This window comes from Actinokineospora sp. NBRC 105648, assembly GCF_030269645.1.
In the GTDB taxonomy this organism is placed as follows: domain Bacteria; phylum Actinomycetota; class Actinomycetes; order Mycobacteriales; family Pseudonocardiaceae; genus Actinokineospora.
On record NZ_BSTR01000012.1, the window covers coordinates 147,484 to 163,816 of the forward strand.

Sequence of the window (16,333 nt, forward strand, 5' to 3'; positions counted from 1 at the left end):
GAACCACGCAGCCGTTGCGCGTGCGTGGGGGTACGCAACCGCCCCCCGGCGGTTGGCTGCGCACTGCGCCGATCGGGTCCACCGGGGATGACCGAGGCGCCGGTCGCGGAGGTGCGCTGTGCTGCCGGAGTCGGTGTGGCGGAAGATCATCAGGTTGGTGCGGGCGGCGATCGGGGGGTGGGGCCCCACCCTGCGCCTGGTCACGATCATGGTGGCCACCGCGTTGTGCGTCGTGCTGCTGGTGCTCTGACAAGAGTCGGGCCCGCCTCCGGTGGGAGGCGGGCCCGACTCGTCAGACCTGCGTCAAGCGCGTGCCTCAGGCGCCCGCGGCGATGTCGCTGTCCTCGCCGTTCTCGTCGCGCACCTTGTCGGCCGACTTCGGGCCCTTGCCGTTGGTGCGGCGCCGGTTGCCCTGCCGCGGCAGCGTGGTGGGCGGCGGCGGGGTGGGCTGGCCGCCACCGAGCATGAGCTCGGCGAAGGTGGCCATGGCCTCGTCCAGGTGACCGCCGATCCGCCGGACCGACTCGTCGTTGCCCCGGCGCACCAGGGACTCGACCGAGTCGGAGTCCGGGCGGTTGGACAGCGTGACCTCGACCTTGCTCAGGCCGCGCTCGATCGAGCCGCCCAGGTCGCCCAGCTTGGCGGTGAAGCCGTCCTCGACGGTGTCGAGCCGGGTGGCCATCTCGTCCAGCCGCGCGGTGACCTTCTCCAGCCGCTGCGCCAGCGACTCCAGGCGGTCGCTCGCGTCGACCGTCTCCTGGGTCTCGCGCAGCGCCTCGCGCAGCGCGCCGGTGGCCTCGTCGAGCTTGCCGTACACCGCTTCGCGGGACTCGCCGACGGCCGCGTGCAGGCCGGAGAGCGCCTCGGCGGCGGCGTCGTGCTTGCCGTGCAACGAGTCCGAGGTCTCGGTGAACCGGCCGTGTAGCGCGTTGGTGGTCTCGGTCACCACACCGGTGGTCTCGGCGATCCGGTCCTGCAGCACGCCCGCGGCCTCGACGACCTTGCCGTGCACCTCGGCGACCTTGCCCTGCAGCGTGTTCGCGGACTCGGCGACCTTGTCCTGCAGCGCGCTCGCGGTCTCCGCGACCTTGCCCTGCACCAGGTCCGCCGAGGCGCCCACCTTGCCCTGCACCGCGTCCGCGCTCTCGCCGACCGCGCGCGCCAGGGCGTCCTTGGTCCCGTCGAGGTGCTCGTGCACGCCCTCGTCGACCTCGTCGAGCCGCCCGCGCAGCGCGGTCTCCATGATCTCGATCCGCTCGCGCACCGGGCCGTGCACCGAGCTGGGCACCAGGTCGATCTTGCCGTCCTGCTTGTCCAGGTGGTGGTCGAGCTCGTCGATGCGCCGGTGGATGCTGGAGAGCTTGTCCTCCAGGCCGTCCATCCGGCCCGCCACGCCCTCGAACCGGCCCGCCACCCCGTCGAGCCTGCCGTCGAGCTGGGCGAACGGCGTCGCCAGCTTGTCCACGATGCTCTCCACCGCGCGACCGATGGCCGCGATCGCGGTGTCCTGCGCCTCCAGCTTGGTCATCGCCTCGTCCAGCCGCTCGGCGAGCACGCCGACCTCGGTCCGGTCGGGCATCTCCGACAACCGCTTGCGCACCGACCCGATGGACTCCAGGGGCGAGAGCCGGGCGTGGATCTCGTCCAGGGCGTCGAAGATCTGCTGCTGTTCGCTCTCACGGATCTCGGCCGCTCGGGTGAGCATGTTGCGCATCCGGTCGAACGACACCGTGGGGTTGTTTTCGTTCACGGAGGTGACCTTCGTCCTGGGGAGGGGATGTGGTGGAGACGCAGGGGAGCCTAGCCAGTCCCAGAAGGCGTCCATACACCACCCGTTGCTCGTTCGTCGGTCCAGACACGAACGATTAGTCCGTTCGGTGGACAGCCATCCAGGTCAATCCGGCGGCTCGTTTCCACCTTACGTGACCGCTTGGCTACCCGAACGGGTGCCTGCCACCGGGTGAGTACCGTGACCCCATGTCGACCCCCACCCCGGTGCCGGTGACCCCGGAGGCCATCCGCTCCGCGCCCAAAGTCCTGCTGCACGACCACCTCGACGGTGGTCTGCGCCCCGGCACGGTGGTCGACCTGGCCGCCGCGGCGGGGTACGGCGACCTCCCCACGACCGATCCGGCCGAGCTCGGCGCCTGGTTCCGCGCGGCCGCCGACTCCGGCTCGCTGGTCCGCTACCTGGAGACCTTCGCGCACACCTGCGGTGTCATGCAGGACGAAAATGCACTCGTTCGGGTGGCAGCCGAATGCGCGGAAGACCTTGCTGCAGACGGAGTCGTCTACGCCGAGGTGCGGTACGCACCCGAGCTCTTCACCGAGAAGGGGCTCGGCCTCGACGCGATCGTCGAGGCCGTCCAGGCGGGCTTCCGCGAGGGCGAGCGCCGGGCCGCCGCGGCGGGCCGCACCATCCGCGTCGGCACGCTGCTGTGCGCGATGCGCCAGAACGCGCGCTCGCTGGAGATCGCCGAACTGGCGGTGCGCTACCGCGACGCGGGCGTGGTCGGCTTCGACATCGCGGGCCCGGAGGCGGGGTTCCCGCCCACCCGCAACCTCGACGCCTTCGAGTACCTGCGCCAGCAGAACGCGCACTTCACCATCCACGCGGGCGAGGCGTTCGGGCTGCCGTCGATCTGGGAGGCCATCCAGCACTGCGGCGCCGAGCGGCTCGGTCATGGCGTGCGCGTCGTCGACGACATCAAGGTCGACCCGGACGGCACCGTCCACCTCGGCAGGCTCGCGAGCTACGTGCGCGACCGCCGCATCCCGCTGGAGATGTGCCCCACGTCCAACCTGCAGACCGGGGCCGCGCCGTCGATCGCCGAGCACCCGATCGGGCTGCTCACCCGGCTGCGGTTCCGGGTGACGGTCAACACCGACAACCGGTTGATGAGCGGCTGCACGGTGAGCAGCGAGCTGGCCGCGCTGGTCGACACCTTCGGGTACGACTGGACCGACCTGCGGTGGTTCACCATCAACGCGATGAAGTCGGCGTTCATCGGCTTCGAGGAGCGGCTGGCGATCATCAACGACACGATCAAGCCGGGCTACGCGGCACTGCTCGCCGGCGAGGCCCCCGCCGAGCGCTGACCGCCGCCGACCGACCGCGCGACGACGAAGGCCGCCACCCCTCGGGGTGGCGGCCTTCGTGCACGCGGTGGACCTAGTGCGCGGTGAGCCGGTCTTCCAGGTTCTGCACCAGCTTGTTCCACGACGCCGCCTCGGCGTCGAACGGGGCGCTGGGGGCGAGCCGGGTCGGGTCCGGGGCCAGGATGAAGCTGACCAGCCAGCCCAGGCTCTCGGACTGGTTGAGCGCGGCGGTCACCGTCTCGTCGCCCGCCCAGTCGGCGGCGTCGTTGAGCAGCTCCACGGCCAGGTCGAGCTGCACCGGGTCGACCGCGTCGACGCCCTCGCCCAGGTCGTCGCCCAGGCCCTGCAGGACGTAGGTGTTGTCGGTGTGCACCTCGATCTCCAGGGTGCCGTCGGTCGCCTTGGTGGCGACCTCCGACCAGGTGGAGACCTCGGTCAGGTCGTTGTCCGCCAGGTCCTCGGTGGCCAGGAACTTCGCCAGCGCGCGCGGCGAACCGGCCACGTCGATCTTGCCCTCGGACCCGAGGAACACCGGCTCGTCGTCGAGGTAGCAGCGCAGCGTGTAGTACTCGGCGCCATCGGTGATGATCTTGATCGGGTCGATGCCGACCTCGGCCCAGAAGCCCACCGGTGCCGCGACCTCGGCCTCGGCCTCCTCGTCGTCCTCGACGACGTCGAGCTCCTCGCCGTCCCCGGTCTTGGCCGCCTCAGCCGCCTCGGCGTGGAACGCGGCCAGCTCCTCGGCGCTCTTCTCCAGCGCCACCTCGTCCACCTCGGGCACCGCGACCACCGAGTCGAGGGCGTCGAGCACCTCGTCCCAGCGCTGGGAGATGGTCTCGGCCATGTCGGTCCACAGCCGCTCGCCGTCGCGCCCGGTGAACGGGAACGTGCCCTGCTCGAGGACCGCGAAGCCGTCCGCGGAGTTGAGCACCTCGTGCACCTCGTCGAGCTCGCACACGTCGGCCAGCGCCCGCACGATGGTGACGATGTCGGCGAGCTCGCCGACGGTCCAGGTGTCCGGCTCCTCGGCGGCCAGCTCCGGGACGCCGACCAGGTCGTACTGGTGGGCCTCGTCCGGCATCAGCTCGGCCACCGAAAGCGCGGGCACCAGGTGCCACGCGGGGTGGTCGGACAGGTCGTGCTCCTCGGCCGTCCGCACGAACGCCGCCAGGTGCGCGGCGTCCGGGAAGGCGTAGAGGTCGTCCTCGTGCCCGAGGAACGCCTCCCACTCCTCACCGTCTTCCCGCCACCGCGGTGCCCACAGCGTGACGACGTCACCCTGCGGCAACCCCAGCTCGATCGGGACGATGTCCTGGGCCATTGGAGGTCCTCCTGGTCGCGCAGCCATCGGCGTACGGCGCTCGCGCGAACACACGCGAGCGACGGCAGCCTACGGGGTGCGGATCACCGGTCCGAACGTAGGGAGGACAGGTCGAACGAGAGCGGGTCGTCGGGGTCGAACCCGTCGTCGTCGACGGGAGCCCCGGGGCGCCGCCCCGCGGTGCCGCCGGGGCCGCGCTGTCCGCTTCCCATTGCCGGCTTCAGCTGCTCGCCAGGCTGGTTCTCGTTGCCGCGCAAGCGATCCCCGGACTGGCCGCCACCGGGTGCCGACCCGTGGTGATCCCCCTGTCCACTTCCAGCCCGCTCGGACCCGCCCTCCGCCGCCCGCACCCGTTCGTCGCGCCTGCGCTGGAACTCCTCGGCCGTGATGCCCGGCCCGGTGTCCCGCCGCGCGGGCGCGGCCCGACCGGAGATCAGCTCGACCGCCTGGGTCAGGTTGTCGCCGAGCAGCGGCCCCAGCTTGTTGTAGCCGGCCTGGGTGGCCTGCGCCATGGCCGCCTCGGCGACCATGACGATCAACCGCCCGAGCTGGTCGGCACCCCACCGGACGGCGTCCTCCCGCAACCACAGCTCGACCAGCTTCCCGCGCCCGTCCACGGTGACCCGGATGCTGGCGTGGTTGTCGTAAGCGGTCCCGTGCACCCCTTGCAACACCGTGTCGATACCGGCCAACGCCTCCTGCCGCGCCCGCCCGTCCTCGATGAGCTGCTGAGTACTCCGCTCCAACGGCTCCCGCTCAGTCATCGCCCCCACTCCCTGCCGCCCGACGCGCCGGTCCAGCTGCCCGCGCTCCGCGAGTTCCCGCCCTTGTTGCGCCGCGCTGATCCGGGCGGTCGAGATCGCTGCCCCGGCGCCGCGATCCCGCTGACCCGCCCACCTCGGCCCAACAGCCGCCGCTCAGTCATGCCCGCTGCCCTGACCACGGGTCGTACTCGGTGCCCGCCTGCTCCGTCGCCACCTAAGACCAGCGCCGGTCCCACCCTCATCGCCGCCGCCTCGGTTGGGCGCCCAGCGGACTGTCGAAGGACTCGTCCTCGTCGTCGTCGAGCGGTTCGTAACCCAGTGACGCCAGGTGTTTCTCGCCGCCGGGGCCCAGCACCGGCGCCAGCGCCTGGTGCATGTTCGCCCCCGCGCGCCGGGTCGCGCGCTCGGCCAAGGCCATGATCTGGGCCGCCAGGGCCTGCGACCCGCTGGCCAGCGCCGCCGGGGTGAGCGTGACCTCGGACAGCAGACCGCCCGGCCGCACCTGCACCGTGACCGCCCCGTCGCCGCTGGCGGCGGTGCCGGTGATCGGGCCGGTCTGGCGCACCCGCTCGGCGGCGTCGGCGTCGGCGCGGTCGACCCGGTGGGCCACGGTGTCGAGCTCGTGCTCGATGTCGATCTCCACGGCCATCAGCCCGTCGGCCGGTAGAAGCCGACGAACGGCATCCCCGAGTTCGTGGTGCGCAGCGGACCCACCTGCACCGGGTCGCCCGCCTCGACGATCTGGCCGTTGCCGATGTACATCGCCACGTGGCCCTCCCAGCACACCAGGTCGCCCGGCTGCAACTGGTCGGCCGAGGGCACCTCGGCGCCGATGTCCTGCTCCCGCGACGTGCGCGGCAGCTCCAGCCCGCCCTCGCCGTAGGCGTACTGGGTCAGCCCGCTGCAGTCGAGCCCCACGCCCGGGGTGGTCCCGCCCCACACATACGGCACGCCCAACTGGCCGAGAGCCGCTCGGACCGCGCGGGCCGCGGTCTCGTTCGGGGCCATCACCGTGCTGCCGTCGGGCAGGTTGACCGCGACCCCGGTGCCCGGCTGCGGCGGGATGGCCATCGGCAGCCTGCGCTTGGTCGCCCGACCGCCCCCGCCGCCACCACCCCCGCTGTAGCCGCCGCCCCCACCGCCGCCGCCCCCGCCACCACCGCTGTGCCGCTGGTTGTACGCGGCGGGCGGCGGTGCCGCCGCGACCGGCGCGCTCGCCGCGGACGTGGCGCCCGCGTCGCCCCCGGTCAGCCTGGTGACGACCCCGTTGAGCTGGGTCATCACCGAGTCGAGGTTGGTCGAGGTGTCCCCGGTCAGCTGCGCGGCGTAGCGGGCCAGCTCGGTGAGCTTCTGCTGCGCGCCCGCCGGGTCGCCCGCCCGGCGCAGCGCGGCGGCGGCCTGCAACAGCTCGGCGGCCCGCCGGTTGAACTCGTCGATCTGGTCCTGGTTGACCTTCTGGCCCACCTTGAGGACCTCGCCCGCCTCGCGTACCGCCTGCCGCACCTCGGCGCTGTACTGGCTCAGGTCGGCCCCCGCCGCCCGCTGGGCCACCACGTCCTGCTGGTGGCGCCCCGAACCCTGACCGGTCCAGCCCTCGCGCAGGCCCACCGCGTACCGGTCGGCGTCGTACCCCGCGGTGGTGAGCGTGTTGGTGACCGAGGCGTGCGCTCGGCCGAGCCGGTCGATGGCGTCGTCGTCGGTGGCGAGGTGCTGCTGGGCGGTGGCGGCGGGCTGGATCATCGGGTCCAGCAGGTCGCGCACGGAGGCAGCGGAAGCCGTGGTCATGACCCACCTGCCGCGCGGCGCAGCGCCGCCTCGGCGTCGTGCTCGGTGCTCTCCAGGTTGGTCCAGGTGTTGCGGACCGCCTGCGCGGTGCCGCCGAGGCTGTCCGCCAGCCCGCGCACACCTTCAACCTGCCGCCGCGTGGCCGTGCGCAGCGCTTCGGCCAGCCCGACCTCGCTGCCGATCTTGGAGAAGGCGTGTTCGCCGAACTCGGCTGGCCCCCGCAGGTCCTTGTCCGCCACACCGCGCAGTTGCTCGGCCAGGGGATCGACCCCGGCCGTGTACGCGCGGAACGCGTCTTCCTCGCCGTGGTAGCCACCGACGTCCGACTCGCCCATGTTCTCCCCTCTCGTTCGGCACTCGGACGCTGTACCGGTGCCGATCGCTCCCTCAAGTCCGAATCAGGCTAGAACAGATGAGCGGGCTGGGCGGGCAGTTGTCCACAGGTGCTGTCCGTACCCTTGCCCGCCGGGAACCGGTATGCTGTACCTGAGCCGAGAACAGGGCGCTGACCTGTGGTTCGATGGTGTTGACCGGCAGTTTCGACCGACGGGAGCAGGTGTGGCCTCCGTACACGACGTCGCTGCCGCGATCCTCGAGCGCACCGGTCCCGAGTCGCCGATGAAGCTGCAGAAACTCCTGTACTACGCGCAGGGCTGGCACCTGGGGCTCTTCGGCGAGCCGCTCTTCCCAGACCGGATCGAGGCCTGGACGGCCGGCCCCGTCGTCCCGGAGGTCTACCGGCGGCACGAGGGCAGCCGCGAGGTCGCGGAGTGGCCGGAGGGTGACCCCGGCAGGCTCAGCGGGGCGGACAGCGACCTGGTCGGCACCGTGGTGGCCCGCTACGGCGGGTTCGACCGGCACGAGTTGAGCGCGATGAGCCACGAGGAAGAGCCCTGGCGCACCGCCCGCGGCACCCTGCCCGACACCGCGCGCAGCAGCGCCAGGCTGTCGGAGACGGTGATGGCCCGCTTCTTCGGCAGGATGATGACCGACCCGGGCACGGCCACCGCCGAAGCCTGTGCGAACGCGAGGTTGGAGGGCTTGGCGGTCTCCGCCGACGCCCTGGCCGCCTCAGCAGAGGTCGCCGACGGCCGGATCAGCACCGACGAGGCCGTCCAACGGCGCCTGCGGGAACTGCTCGGAGCCTGACCGTCGTTCCCACTACTAGGCAGCCTGGTGACTGACCCGTACCTGGACCCCGACACCGGCGTGCTCCGAAACCTGCACGGCTTCACCGACCCGGACATCTTGGCGGCAGCCGAACGAGACCTCGCCTTCCTCCGCGACGACGAACTGAAGCGATTACCCCTACCGGGTATCTACGACACCGCGCACCTAAGAGCCTTCCACCGCCACCTCTTCGGCGACATCTACCCGTGGGCAGGCGAACACCGCCGCGTCGACCTGTCACGCGGCCACTCCCCGTTCGCCCACTGGCGCCACGTGGAGCCTGCTCTCGCGGACCTCTTAGGCAAACTCCGTGCGGAACGTCTACTGACGGGCCTTGACCGCACGGAGTTCCTCACGCGGTTCACGTACTTCTTCGCCGAGGTCAACGTGGTCCACCCATTCCGAGAGGGCAACGGACGCGCACAGCGGGCCTTCTTCAGGCAGTTGGCCCTCTACGCAGGCTGGCGCCTCGACTTCACCAGACTCGACCGAGACGACTACGTCGCAGGCTGCGTAGACGCGATGGTCGGCCACCTGGACACCCTCGCCACCCAATTCGCCCACGCCATGGTCGGCCCCGCATAGACCAGGTTAGGTCACTTGGCTCTAAATCTTTAAGTCTTTAGAAGCCGAGCCCACTGGTACGCAACACCCGTTACGTTTGTGCTCGATTGGGTGGAATGCCTTCGTGTGGGGGGAGAGCACCGCTAAACTTGCCGTGTGGTGGGGATGCCCTTCACCCGCCCTTTTTTCACCACCGCGGTGCTCTAGGGGCCCCGCGCGAAGGCATTCCACCCGATCGAGCCTCCGCTTTACTCGGGCAGCTCGGAGGGTGTGCCGCACACCGACCTACGGTCGACCGTCTTCGGCGGCTCATCGTGTGGGCTGCCCGAGGAAAAGATAGGGGGCTCGATCTAGTGAACTCGCTTCGTGCGGGGCCCCTAGAGCACCGCGGTGGAGAGAAAAGGGCAGGGTAAGGGCATCCCCACCCACGGCAAGTTTAGCGGTACTCTCCCCCCACACGAAGCGAGTCCACTAGATCGAGCATTCGTAGCGGGCGTTGCGTTCCAGCGGGGTCGGCCTGTCCGTTGCGGTACCAGCGTGCTTGGTCTGTCCGTTGCGGTACCAGCGGGGTCGGTCTATCCGCTGCTGTACCAGCCGGGTCGGCCTATCCGCTGCGGTACCGGCGGGGTCGGGATTCCCTTGCGTTCCAGCGGGGCCGGGATTCCGTTGCAATTCTTGGGTAGGTTCATATTCATCCGGCTTGAGAACCGACCTAGACCCCCATCGGGTGCCAGACCGTCTTCGTCTCCACATACGCGCGCAGGCGGGAGATGTCCGGACGGTTCGTCCAGTCCGGTTCTGCTGCCGGATTGCGCAGAACCCTCTTAACCGTTCCCGCCGCCGAGCGCTCCAGGTCCGTGCGCAACTCCGCCGGTGCACCGCCCAAATCAAGCGCGTTCACATCAGCGTGTGAAGCCAGCCACGGAGCCAATTCCGCTGTGTGACCAGTGAGCAGGTTCACCACCCCGCCGGGGACATCGGAAGTGGCCAGGACCTCGGACAGCGTGATCGCCGGTAGTGGCCGCTCCTGGCTGGTGACCACCACGGCCGTGGAGCCGACTGCCAGGACCGGGGCCAGGACGCTCACCAAGCCGAGCAGGGACGACTGCTGTGGTGCAAGCACCGCGACCACCCCGGTCGGTTCCGGGACCGAGAATGAGAAGTACGGCCCGGCCACCGGGTTTGCCGCGCCCAGCACCGTGGCGATCTTGTCGGTCCAACCCGCGTACCAGACCCATCGGTCGATCGCGGCGTCCACAAGGGACTGCGCGCGCTTGGTCGGGACGCCCTCGCCCGCGGCCACCTCGGCGGTGAACTGGTCGCGTCGGCCCTCCAGGACCTCCGCCACCCGGTAGAGGACTTGGCCGCGGTTGTAGGCCGTCGCGCCAGACCACTTGCCGAAGGCCGAGCGGGCCGCGACAACGGCGTCGCGGGCGTCCTTGCGGGACGCCTGGGCGGCGTTGGCCAAGAACTTCCCGCGGGAGTCCGTCACCGGGTAGGTCCGCCCGGACTCCGAGCGCGGGAAGGCACCCCCGAGGTAGAGCTTGTAGGTCTTGGACACCGTCACGCGATCAGACATCGAGGTACGCCTCCAGCCCGGTGCGGCCGCCTTCGCGGCCGAAGCCCGACTCCTGGTAGCCGCCGAACGGCGCCGCGGGGTCGAAGCGGTTGAACGTGTTGGCCCACACCACACCCGAGCGCAGCCGGTTGGCCATCCACAGGATGCGCGAGCCCTTCTCGGTCCACACCCCGGCCGACAGGCCGTACGGGGTGTTGTTCGCCTTGGCCACGGCCTCGTCGGGCGTGCGGAACGTCAGGACCGACAGGACCGGCCCGAAGATCTCCTCACGCGCGATGCGCATCGCCTGGCTGACGTTGGCGAACACGGTGGGTGCGAAGAAGAACCCCTTATCCGGCAACGGACAAGAGCTCGTCCACCGTTCCGCGCCTTCCTCTTCGCCCGAAGCGACCAGTTCCTGGATCTTGGTCAACTGCTCCCGGGAGTTGATCGCGCCCACATCGGTGTTCTTGTCCAAGGGGTCGCCGACGCGCAACGTCGCTACCCGCTTGTGCAGCTTCGCGAGCAGCTCTTCGGCTACCGACTCCTGCACGAGCAACCGCGACCCCGCGCAGCAAACGTGCCCTTGGTTGAAGAAGATCCCGTTGACGATCCCCTCGACCGCCTGGTCGAGCGGCGCGTCGTCGAACACGATGTTCGCGGCCTTGCCCCCCAGCTCCAGCGTCAGCTTCTTGCCGGTGCCCGCCAGTGACGCCTGGATGAGCTTGCCGACCTCGGTGGACCCGGTGAACGCCACTTTCTGCACGCCGGGGTGGTTCACCAGCCCCGCACCCACCTCGCCCGCGCCAGGCAGGATGTTGACCACGCCGGGCGGGAGCTCGGCCTGCTGGATGATCTCCGCCAGCACCAGCGCGGTGAGCGGCGTGGTCTCGGCGGGCTTGAGCACGACGGTGTTCCCGCAGGCCAGCGCCGGTGCGATCTTCCACGCCGCCATCAGCAGCGGGAAGTTCCACGGGATCACCTGCCCGGCCACGCCCAGCGGGCGCGGGTCGGGGCCGAAGCCCGCGTGGTCCAGCTTGTCGGCCCATCCCGCGTGGTAGAAGAAGTGCGCGGACGCCGTGGGGATGTCCGTGTCGCGCGACTCGCGGATCGGCTTGCCGTTGTCCAGGCTCTCCAGGACCGCCAGCTCACGACCGCGCTCGGCGATCATCCGCGCGATCCGGAAGATGTACTTCGCCCGCTCCGCGCCGGGCATCTTGCCCCACAACTTGTCTTGCGCGCGCCGCGCGGCTTTGACCGCGGTGTCGACGTCGGCCGCGCTCGCGGTGCTTACCTCGGCCAAGACCTCTTCGGTGGCGGGGTTGATGCTCTTAAGCGGTTCTCCACCCCCCTCGACGAACTGACCGTCTACGAACATCCGGTAGCTCGGCTTGAGGTTGGCGATCGCGCGCGATTCCGGCGCGGGGGCATATTCCCAGGTCATCTAGTCCACCGTCACGTAGTCCGGGCCGCTGTAGTGGCCCTCCAGCTGGGTACGGCGCTGCATCAGCAGGTCGTTGAGCAGGCTCGAGGCGCCGAAGCGGAAGAGGTGCGGGTCGAGCCACTGCTCGCCCGCGACCTCGTGCACCGCTACCAGGTGCCGGATGGCGTCTTTGGTCGTACGGATGCCCCCTGCCGGTTTCACCCCGCGCAGTTCCCCCGTCGCCGCGTGCCAGTCGTGCACGGCCTGCAACATCACGTTGGTGACCGGGAGCGTCGCGGCGGGGGAGACCTTGCCCGTGGAGGTCTTGATGAAGTCGCCCCCCGCGAGCAGCGCCAGCCAGGACGCGCGCCGGACGTTGTCGTAGGTGGCCAGCTCGCCGGTCTCCAGGATGACCTTGAGGTGGGTGTTGCCGCAGGCGGCCTTGATGGTGCGGATCTCGTCGAACACCTTGCCGTAGCGGCCGGACAGGAACGCGCCCCGGTCGATCACCATGTCGATCTCGGTGGCCCCGGCCTCGACGGCCAGCTCGGTGTCCGCGACCTTGATCCGCAGGCTGGACCGGCCGGACGGGAAGGCCGTGGCCACGCTGGCGACCCCGACACCGCTACCGCGGACCTCTTCGACCGCCGTGGCGACCATGTCGGGGTAGACGCACACGGCCGCCACCGACGGCACGCCGGGCTCCGGGCGCCGCGCCTTCGCGCAGAGCGAGCGGACCTTGCCGGGGGTGTCGGAGCCTTCGAGGGTGGTCAGGTCGACCATGGAGATGGCCAGGTCGATCGCCCACAGCTTGCTGTCCTTCTTGATGCTGCGGGTCGCCAACCCGGCGCTGCGCTGCTCGACGCCGACCGCGTCCACCCCGGGCAGCCCGTGCAGGAACCGCCGCAGCGACGCCTCGTCCCGAGCGGCGTCGGCGAACTCGGGCGGGGACTCGCGGGTCGTCGTCTCAGCCATGCCCCCGAGTCTAGGTGTCTTGGGCTGTTCCCTTGCTCTGACAGGACCAGGTTGGTGGCCACCCACACGGACGACCACCACGTGCTGCCGGGGGACAACCGCTTTACCTGCTAAGACCTGCTCAGTACGCCTGAGCCATGAGCCCTCTTGAGCGATTCCTCTTGGCAGCTGCTGTGAGCACCGTTGCGACGGTCGGTGTGGCGGTTCCAGCTCTTGCCGCGCCGCCGCCGCGGATGCCGCATGTGGCTGGGAAGAGTCTTAGCGCGGCGTACGAGCTGTTCGACTACCACCAACGGATAAGCACTGAGGATGGGACCGGGCAAGGGCGGTACGTGTTCTGGCCGCCCAACTGGAAGGTCTGCGACCAAGACCCCCGCGCGGGGGTGCCGCTAACCGGGCAGGCGGTAGTGCTAACCGTCGTCAAGCGTCAAGAGGACTGCTGATCACGCCCCTGACGACACCGTGGCGCGGCTCGGCTGCCACACCCGGACCGCCATGGCGACCAGCCAGACCGTCCACAGGACATAGCCGACGAAGTTGGCCAGGTCGGTGCCCGGGACGCCGAGCGGGATGAGCACGCCGAGGGCCACCAGCGCGGCGGCGGGCCAGGCGAGCGGGCGGAGGCCGAACTGGCGCGCGACCAGGATGGTCCAGACGGCGGTGAGGGCGTAGCCGAGGGTCTCGCCGATGCTCGTCCCGAGCACGGTGGACAGGGTGCGGAAGGTGTCCGGGTCGTCGACGAACGGCACAATCAGCGGCCACCGCACCAGCCCGATGACCTGCACGGCGGCGGCCGCCGTGCCGACCACCACGAGCCCGGCGGGGTTGGCGGGGTTGGCGGCGCGGGCCGCGAGCCGGGTGGAGATCGGGGCGAGCAGGCCCGCGCTGGCGGCCAGCAGCACGAACAGGGCCGAGACGGCGAACTGGTGCTGCGCGAACAGGTCCAGGACCTCCGGCGCGGGTCTGGCCAGGACGTCCGGGTAGCCGAAGACCACCCCGAGACCCACGAAGGCGAGGTTGGCGCCGACGGCACCGGCGACGAGGAGGAAGGGGAGCATGATCGAGTCCTATCTCTGTACGGCGTGCAATATTGCACACTGTACAGTGATGCCCCGTGGAAGAGAAGCCCCAACGCCCAGGCCCCAAACGCAGCCTGTCGGCCACCCGCATCGTCGACGCGGCCATGGAGCTGTTCGACGGGGAGAGCCCCTCGATCCGGGGGGTGGCGGCACACCTGGGGGTGCGGCCGAACACGCTGTACACGTACCTACCCGACCGCGCTGCCTTGGAGCGCGCGTTGGTGGACAGACTCTTGGCCGAAGCAGACCCGGACTTGTTGTTGGGGCGCAAGGGATGGCGCAAGCGCGTAGAGGATTACGCGTGCGCGCTAAGAGGGGTGCTCTTGGGTCGCCGAGGTGCCGCGGCGCTCTTGCACACCGCGCCAATGGACGGCCCTACGGCGGCTCTTGTCGGCGAGCGCCTCTTGGCAATCTTCGTCGCGGCCGGGCTGGCGCCGGATGACGCCGCCCGCGCTACCTATGTGGTGATCGTGCACGTGCTGGGCTCGGCGACGCTTACTGCGGCGGACTTGAACGGGCGCGGGGAGGAGGCGGTGGTCGCGGAGCGCATGGCGATCCAGATGGACGCGCAGTACTTTCCGCTGACCGCGGCTACTTGGCCGGTGGTGGCCCGGTGGAACACCGAAGATCAATTCCGGTGGTCGCTGCAGGTTTTGCTGGTCGGGTGCGCCGGTTCTGCTTGATGCTGGTTCTTCTTGCCCGAGTGGGCTCGCTTCGGTGTTGCCGTCTTCGTTGTCCGGGTCGCGGGTGTGGGCTCGGTCTGGTGGGTTTTGCTGCCCTGGGTTGCCCGGGTTAGAAGCCTGGGCTCGATCTAGTGAACTCGCTTCGTGTGGGGCCCCTAGAGCACCGCGGTGGGGAAAGAGCGTGGGGTGAAGGGCATCCCCACTACCAGGCAAGTTTAGCGGTGCTCTCCCCTCACACGAAGCGAGTCCACTAGATCGAGCATCCGTAGCGGGACTTGCTTTCCAGCGGGGCGGCCTCACCGCTGCGGAACCAGCGAGGACGGCTTCCCTGCTGCGGGACCAGCGAGGGTGGCTTCTCCTCTGCGGAACCAGGGAGGGGCGGCTTTTCCTCTGCGGAACCAGGGAGGCGGCCTCTCCGCTGCTGGACCAGCGGGGTCGGGATCCTGCCGGGTGTCAGCGTGGTTGGCTTCTCCGCTGCTGGACCAGCGTGGTTGGCCTCTCTGCTGCGGTTCAGCCGGTGCATTAGGTCGATCATCCGCAGCGGGCCTTGGTTCCCTGCCGCCAAGTTGACGTTTGCCCTGGTCGCGACCGGTGCTGAGTCCAGATCGCCCACAGCTCGGCTGTCCAAATAGGACAATATTGGTGGCGCTGGACTGCAAGGCCCCGGTCGCGTCAGCGCGTCCGGCCGTCCGCCCGGTGGCGACAGCCTTGCCATCGACATCTGCAAACGTGCTCTGGTGGAGCCTGCGGTGTTCTGGCCGGTAGGTCAGCGAGCGTTTCGGCTGGGTTGAGGCATCGGGCGGCTGAGTGCGTGCGGATCCGTGAGTGTTCGGTTGGTGTGAGCGGAGGTGTCCACGGAGGTCAGTCCGTGATCTCCTTCTGCTCCTCCTTCTGCTCCTTGAGCTTCTTCTTCTCTTCCTTGGTCTTCTTGGGCGGCCGGACCTCTACCCCGCCCATCACCGCGAGCCCGGTGATCCGGACAACCGGGCTCCCCGGCGGTGCCTGGGTGCGGATCGAGTTGCCGAAGCCGCCCATGAAACCGGATCCGGTCACGTGGACCGTCACGTCCGGGGGAACCGTGATCTCGATGCCACCCATCAGCGCGAACGCCTGGATGACCGTTTCGCCCGCCTCGAAGGTCGCCTGGGTCAGGTCGATCTCCACGCCACCCAGGATCGCGACGGCGTTGAAGGTGGGGGGAACCGTCCAGATGCCCTTGCGCTCGGAACCGGACAGCACGGCGATGGCACTCGCGGAAGTACCCCGACCACCGACCCGGGGGGAGGTGGAGGTGACAGGCGACAGCGCGGGCTGGGCCACCGCGCGGGGGACGACCTGCTGGCCGGGGATGTCGCGGACGAGCGGTTCGAGCTCACCGAAGGTCTTGGCCGCGTAGACGATGTCGAGCCGCTCTTCGAGCTCGGCGACCGTCAGCCTGCCCTCGGCCATCGCATCGTGCAGGACCTTGGCGAACCGCTCCCGGTCGTCGTTCGACGCACGCATCTCGTATGGGCCGGGAAGGCTGGGCTGCTCACTCACGCACACGAGGGTAGCGCCATCGCACCCCCTAATGGGTCAGAAGCCCAACCAGCGTAAACGGACTATGGTAGCGAGTAGCGACGAGGCAGTTCCGGTTCGACGCCGCCGACCAGCGGATGCTCACCGGCCACGGTTCGAACAGAGATCACGCACCCCGGCGACCCGGCAGGGTACGAGGCATTCACTCGAACGAGCCATGTGGATGCGGAACTAGCACGCCTGTTCGATTCGTTGCTCAAGAAGTCGGTGCGAGCGGGAGAGGCGAAGACCAGACCCGGCGATGACAGAAGACCGGACCCGGCGATAGACCAGACCCGGCGATGACATGAGTCCCAGGTTCACGATCTTTACTCGGTCTACCCAGGTACGGACC

Annotated in this window: 16 protein-coding genes; 5 read left to right on the forward strand and 11 right to left on the reverse strand. The window is 69.8% G+C overall.

The annotated features are described in order from the left end of the window. Nucleotides 1–118 precede the first annotated feature (118 nt). Nucleotides 119–250, forward strand: a complete 132-nt coding sequence (locus QSK30_RS14160; RefSeq protein ID WP_285503009.1) for a hypothetical protein — start codon at nt 119–121, stop codon at nt 248–250. 66 nt (nt 251–316) lie between these two features. Here the strand turns inward: QSK30_RS14160 and QSK30_RS14165 are convergent, their stop codons facing one another. Next, nucleotides 317–1,750 carry a coiled-coil domain-containing protein gene (locus QSK30_RS14165; RefSeq protein ID WP_285503011.1) on the reverse strand — a complete coding sequence of 478 codons (1,434 nt, stop codon included), beginning with the start codon at nt 1,748–1,750 and terminating at the stop codon, nt 317–319. Between the two features lie 227 nt (nt 1,751–1,977). Between QSK30_RS14165 and QSK30_RS14170 the strand changes: the two genes are divergently transcribed. Then, nucleotides 1,978–3,099 (forward strand): adenosine deaminase, encoded by a 1,122-nt coding sequence (locus QSK30_RS14170; protein WP_285503013.1) that lies wholly within the window; start codon nt 1,978–1,980, stop codon nt 3,097–3,099. Between the two features lie 73 nt (nt 3,100–3,172). Here the strand turns inward: QSK30_RS14170 and QSK30_RS14175 are convergent, their stop codons facing one another. The 5 genes from QSK30_RS14175 to QSK30_RS14195 form a co-directional block, all read right to left on the reverse strand. Further along, complete coding sequence (locus QSK30_RS14175; protein WP_285503015.1) at nt 3,173–4,420, reverse strand: SatS C-terminal domain-containing protein; 1,248 nt, start codon at nt 4,418–4,420, stop codon at nt 3,173–3,175. An 83-nt stretch (nt 4,421–4,503) separates the two neighbouring features. Continuing rightward, a complete protein-coding gene (locus tag QSK30_RS14180; RefSeq protein ID WP_285503017.1) occupies nt 4,504–5,184 on the reverse strand; it encodes a YbaB/EbfC family nucleoid-associated protein in 681 nt (226 codons plus the stop codon). A gap of 238 nt (nt 5,185–5,422) precedes the next feature. Beyond that, nucleotides 5,423–5,833: a YbaB/EbfC family nucleoid-associated protein gene (locus QSK30_RS14185; RefSeq protein WP_352231574.1), complete on the reverse strand. Its 411-nt coding sequence runs from the start codon at nt 5,831–5,833 to the stop codon at nt 5,423–5,425. Beyond that, complete coding sequence (locus QSK30_RS14190; protein WP_285503019.1) at nt 5,833–6,969, reverse strand: C40 family peptidase; 1,137 nt, start codon at nt 6,967–6,969, stop codon at nt 5,833–5,835. Before QSK30_RS14190 ends, QSK30_RS14185 begins: the two co-directional genes overlap by 1 nt. Beyond that, entirely contained in the window at nt 6,966–7,304 is a 339-nt protein-coding gene (locus QSK30_RS14195; RefSeq protein ID WP_285503021.1) for a hypothetical protein, read from the reverse strand. The genes QSK30_RS14190 and QSK30_RS14195 overlap by 4 nt, the downstream gene beginning before the upstream one ends. A gap of 223 nt (nt 7,305–7,527) precedes the next feature. Here QSK30_RS14195 and QSK30_RS14200 point away from each other — a divergent pair, with 223 nt between their 5' ends. Both QSK30_RS14200 and QSK30_RS14205 read left to right on the forward strand, forming a co-directional pair. After that, nucleotides 7,528–8,118, forward strand: a complete 591-nt coding sequence (locus tag QSK30_RS14200) for a type II toxin-antitoxin system antitoxin SocA domain-containing protein (protein WP_285503023.1) — start codon at nt 7,528–7,530, stop codon at nt 8,116–8,118. Between the two features lie 27 nt (nt 8,119–8,145). Beyond that, nucleotides 8,146–8,724, forward strand: coding sequence for a Fic/DOC family protein (locus tag QSK30_RS14205; protein ID WP_285503025.1), 579 nt, complete (start codon nt 8,146–8,148; stop codon nt 8,722–8,724). A 691-nt stretch (nt 8,725–9,415) separates the two neighbouring features. On the opposite strand, the gene QSK30_RS14210 is transcribed toward QSK30_RS14205, so the two are convergent. The 4 genes from QSK30_RS14210 to QSK30_RS14225 form a co-directional block, all read right to left on the reverse strand. After that, complete coding sequence (locus tag QSK30_RS14210; RefSeq protein ID WP_285503027.1) at nt 9,416–10,282, reverse strand: aldehyde dehydrogenase family protein; 867 nt, start codon at nt 10,280–10,282, stop codon at nt 9,416–9,418. Continuing rightward, nucleotides 10,275–11,705, reverse strand: coding sequence for an aldehyde dehydrogenase family protein (locus QSK30_RS14215; RefSeq protein WP_285503029.1), 1,431 nt, complete (start codon nt 11,703–11,705; stop codon nt 10,275–10,277). Before QSK30_RS14215 ends, QSK30_RS14210 begins: the two co-directional genes overlap by 8 nt. Further along, the gene (gene deoC / locus QSK30_RS14220) at nt 11,706–12,659 is read right to left on the reverse strand and encodes a deoxyribose-phosphate aldolase (RefSeq protein ID WP_285503031.1); all 954 of its coding nucleotides are present in this window, start codon (nt 12,657–12,659) and stop codon (nt 11,706–11,708) included. Between the two features lie 443 nt (nt 12,660–13,102). After that, nucleotides 13,103–13,717 (reverse strand): DUF4386 domain-containing protein, encoded by a 615-nt coding sequence (locus QSK30_RS14225; protein ID WP_285503033.1) that lies wholly within the window; start codon nt 13,715–13,717, stop codon nt 13,103–13,105. A gap of 56 nt (nt 13,718–13,773) precedes the next feature. Between QSK30_RS14225 and QSK30_RS14230 the strand changes: the two genes are divergently transcribed. Further along, entirely contained in the window at nt 13,774–14,421 is a 648-nt protein-coding gene (locus tag QSK30_RS14230; RefSeq protein WP_285503035.1) for a TetR/AcrR family transcriptional regulator C-terminal domain-containing protein, read from the forward strand. An 861-nt stretch (nt 14,422–15,282) separates the two neighbouring features. Here the strand turns inward: QSK30_RS14230 and QSK30_RS14235 are convergent. Continuing rightward, nucleotides 15,283–15,960 carry a DUF1707 SHOCT-like domain-containing protein gene (locus tag QSK30_RS14235; protein WP_285503037.1) on the reverse strand — a complete coding sequence of 226 codons (678 nt, stop codon included), beginning with the start codon at nt 15,958–15,960 and terminating at the stop codon, nt 15,283–15,285. Nucleotides 15,961–16,333: the final 373 nt, after the last annotated feature.

Excerpts from the sequence above, each read along its gene's own strand:
- QSK30_RS14170 (WP_285503013.1), top strand. The coding sequence starts at position 1,978 with ATGTCGACCCCCACCCCGGTGCCGGTGACCCCGGAGGCCATCCGCTCC.
- QSK30_RS14175 (WP_285503015.1), bottom strand. The coding sequence starts at position 4,420 with ATGGCCCAGGACATCGTCCCGATCGAGCTGGGGTTGCCGCAGGGTGAC.
- QSK30_RS14180 (WP_285503017.1), bottom strand. The coding sequence starts at position 5,184 with ATGACTGAGCGGGAGCCGTTGGAGCGGAGTACTCAGCAGCTCATCGAG.
- QSK30_RS14185 (WP_352231574.1), bottom strand. The coding sequence starts at position 5,833 with ATGGCCGTGGAGATCGACATCGAGCACGAGCTCGACACCGTGGCCCAC.
- QSK30_RS14190 (WP_285503019.1), bottom strand. The coding sequence starts at position 6,969 with ATGACCACGGCTTCCGCTGCCTCCGTGCGCGACCTGCTGGACCCGATG.
- QSK30_RS14195 (WP_285503021.1), bottom strand. The coding sequence starts at position 7,304 with ATGGGCGAGTCGGACGTCGGTGGCTACCACGGCGAGGAAGACGCGTTC.
- QSK30_RS14210 (WP_285503027.1), bottom strand. The coding sequence starts at position 10,282 with ATGTCTGATCGCGTGACGGTGTCCAAGACCTACAAGCTCTACCTCGGG.
- QSK30_RS14215 (WP_285503029.1), bottom strand. The coding sequence starts at position 11,705 with ATGACCTGGGAATATGCCCCCGCGCCGGAATCGCGCGCGATCGCCAAC.
- deoC (WP_285503031.1), bottom strand. The coding sequence starts at position 12,659 with ATGGCTGAGACGACGACCCGCGAGTCCCCGCCCGAGTTCGCCGACGCC.
- QSK30_RS14225 (WP_285503033.1), bottom strand. The coding sequence starts at position 13,717 with ATGCTCCCCTTCCTCCTCGTCGCCGGTGCCGTCGGCGCCAACCTCGCC.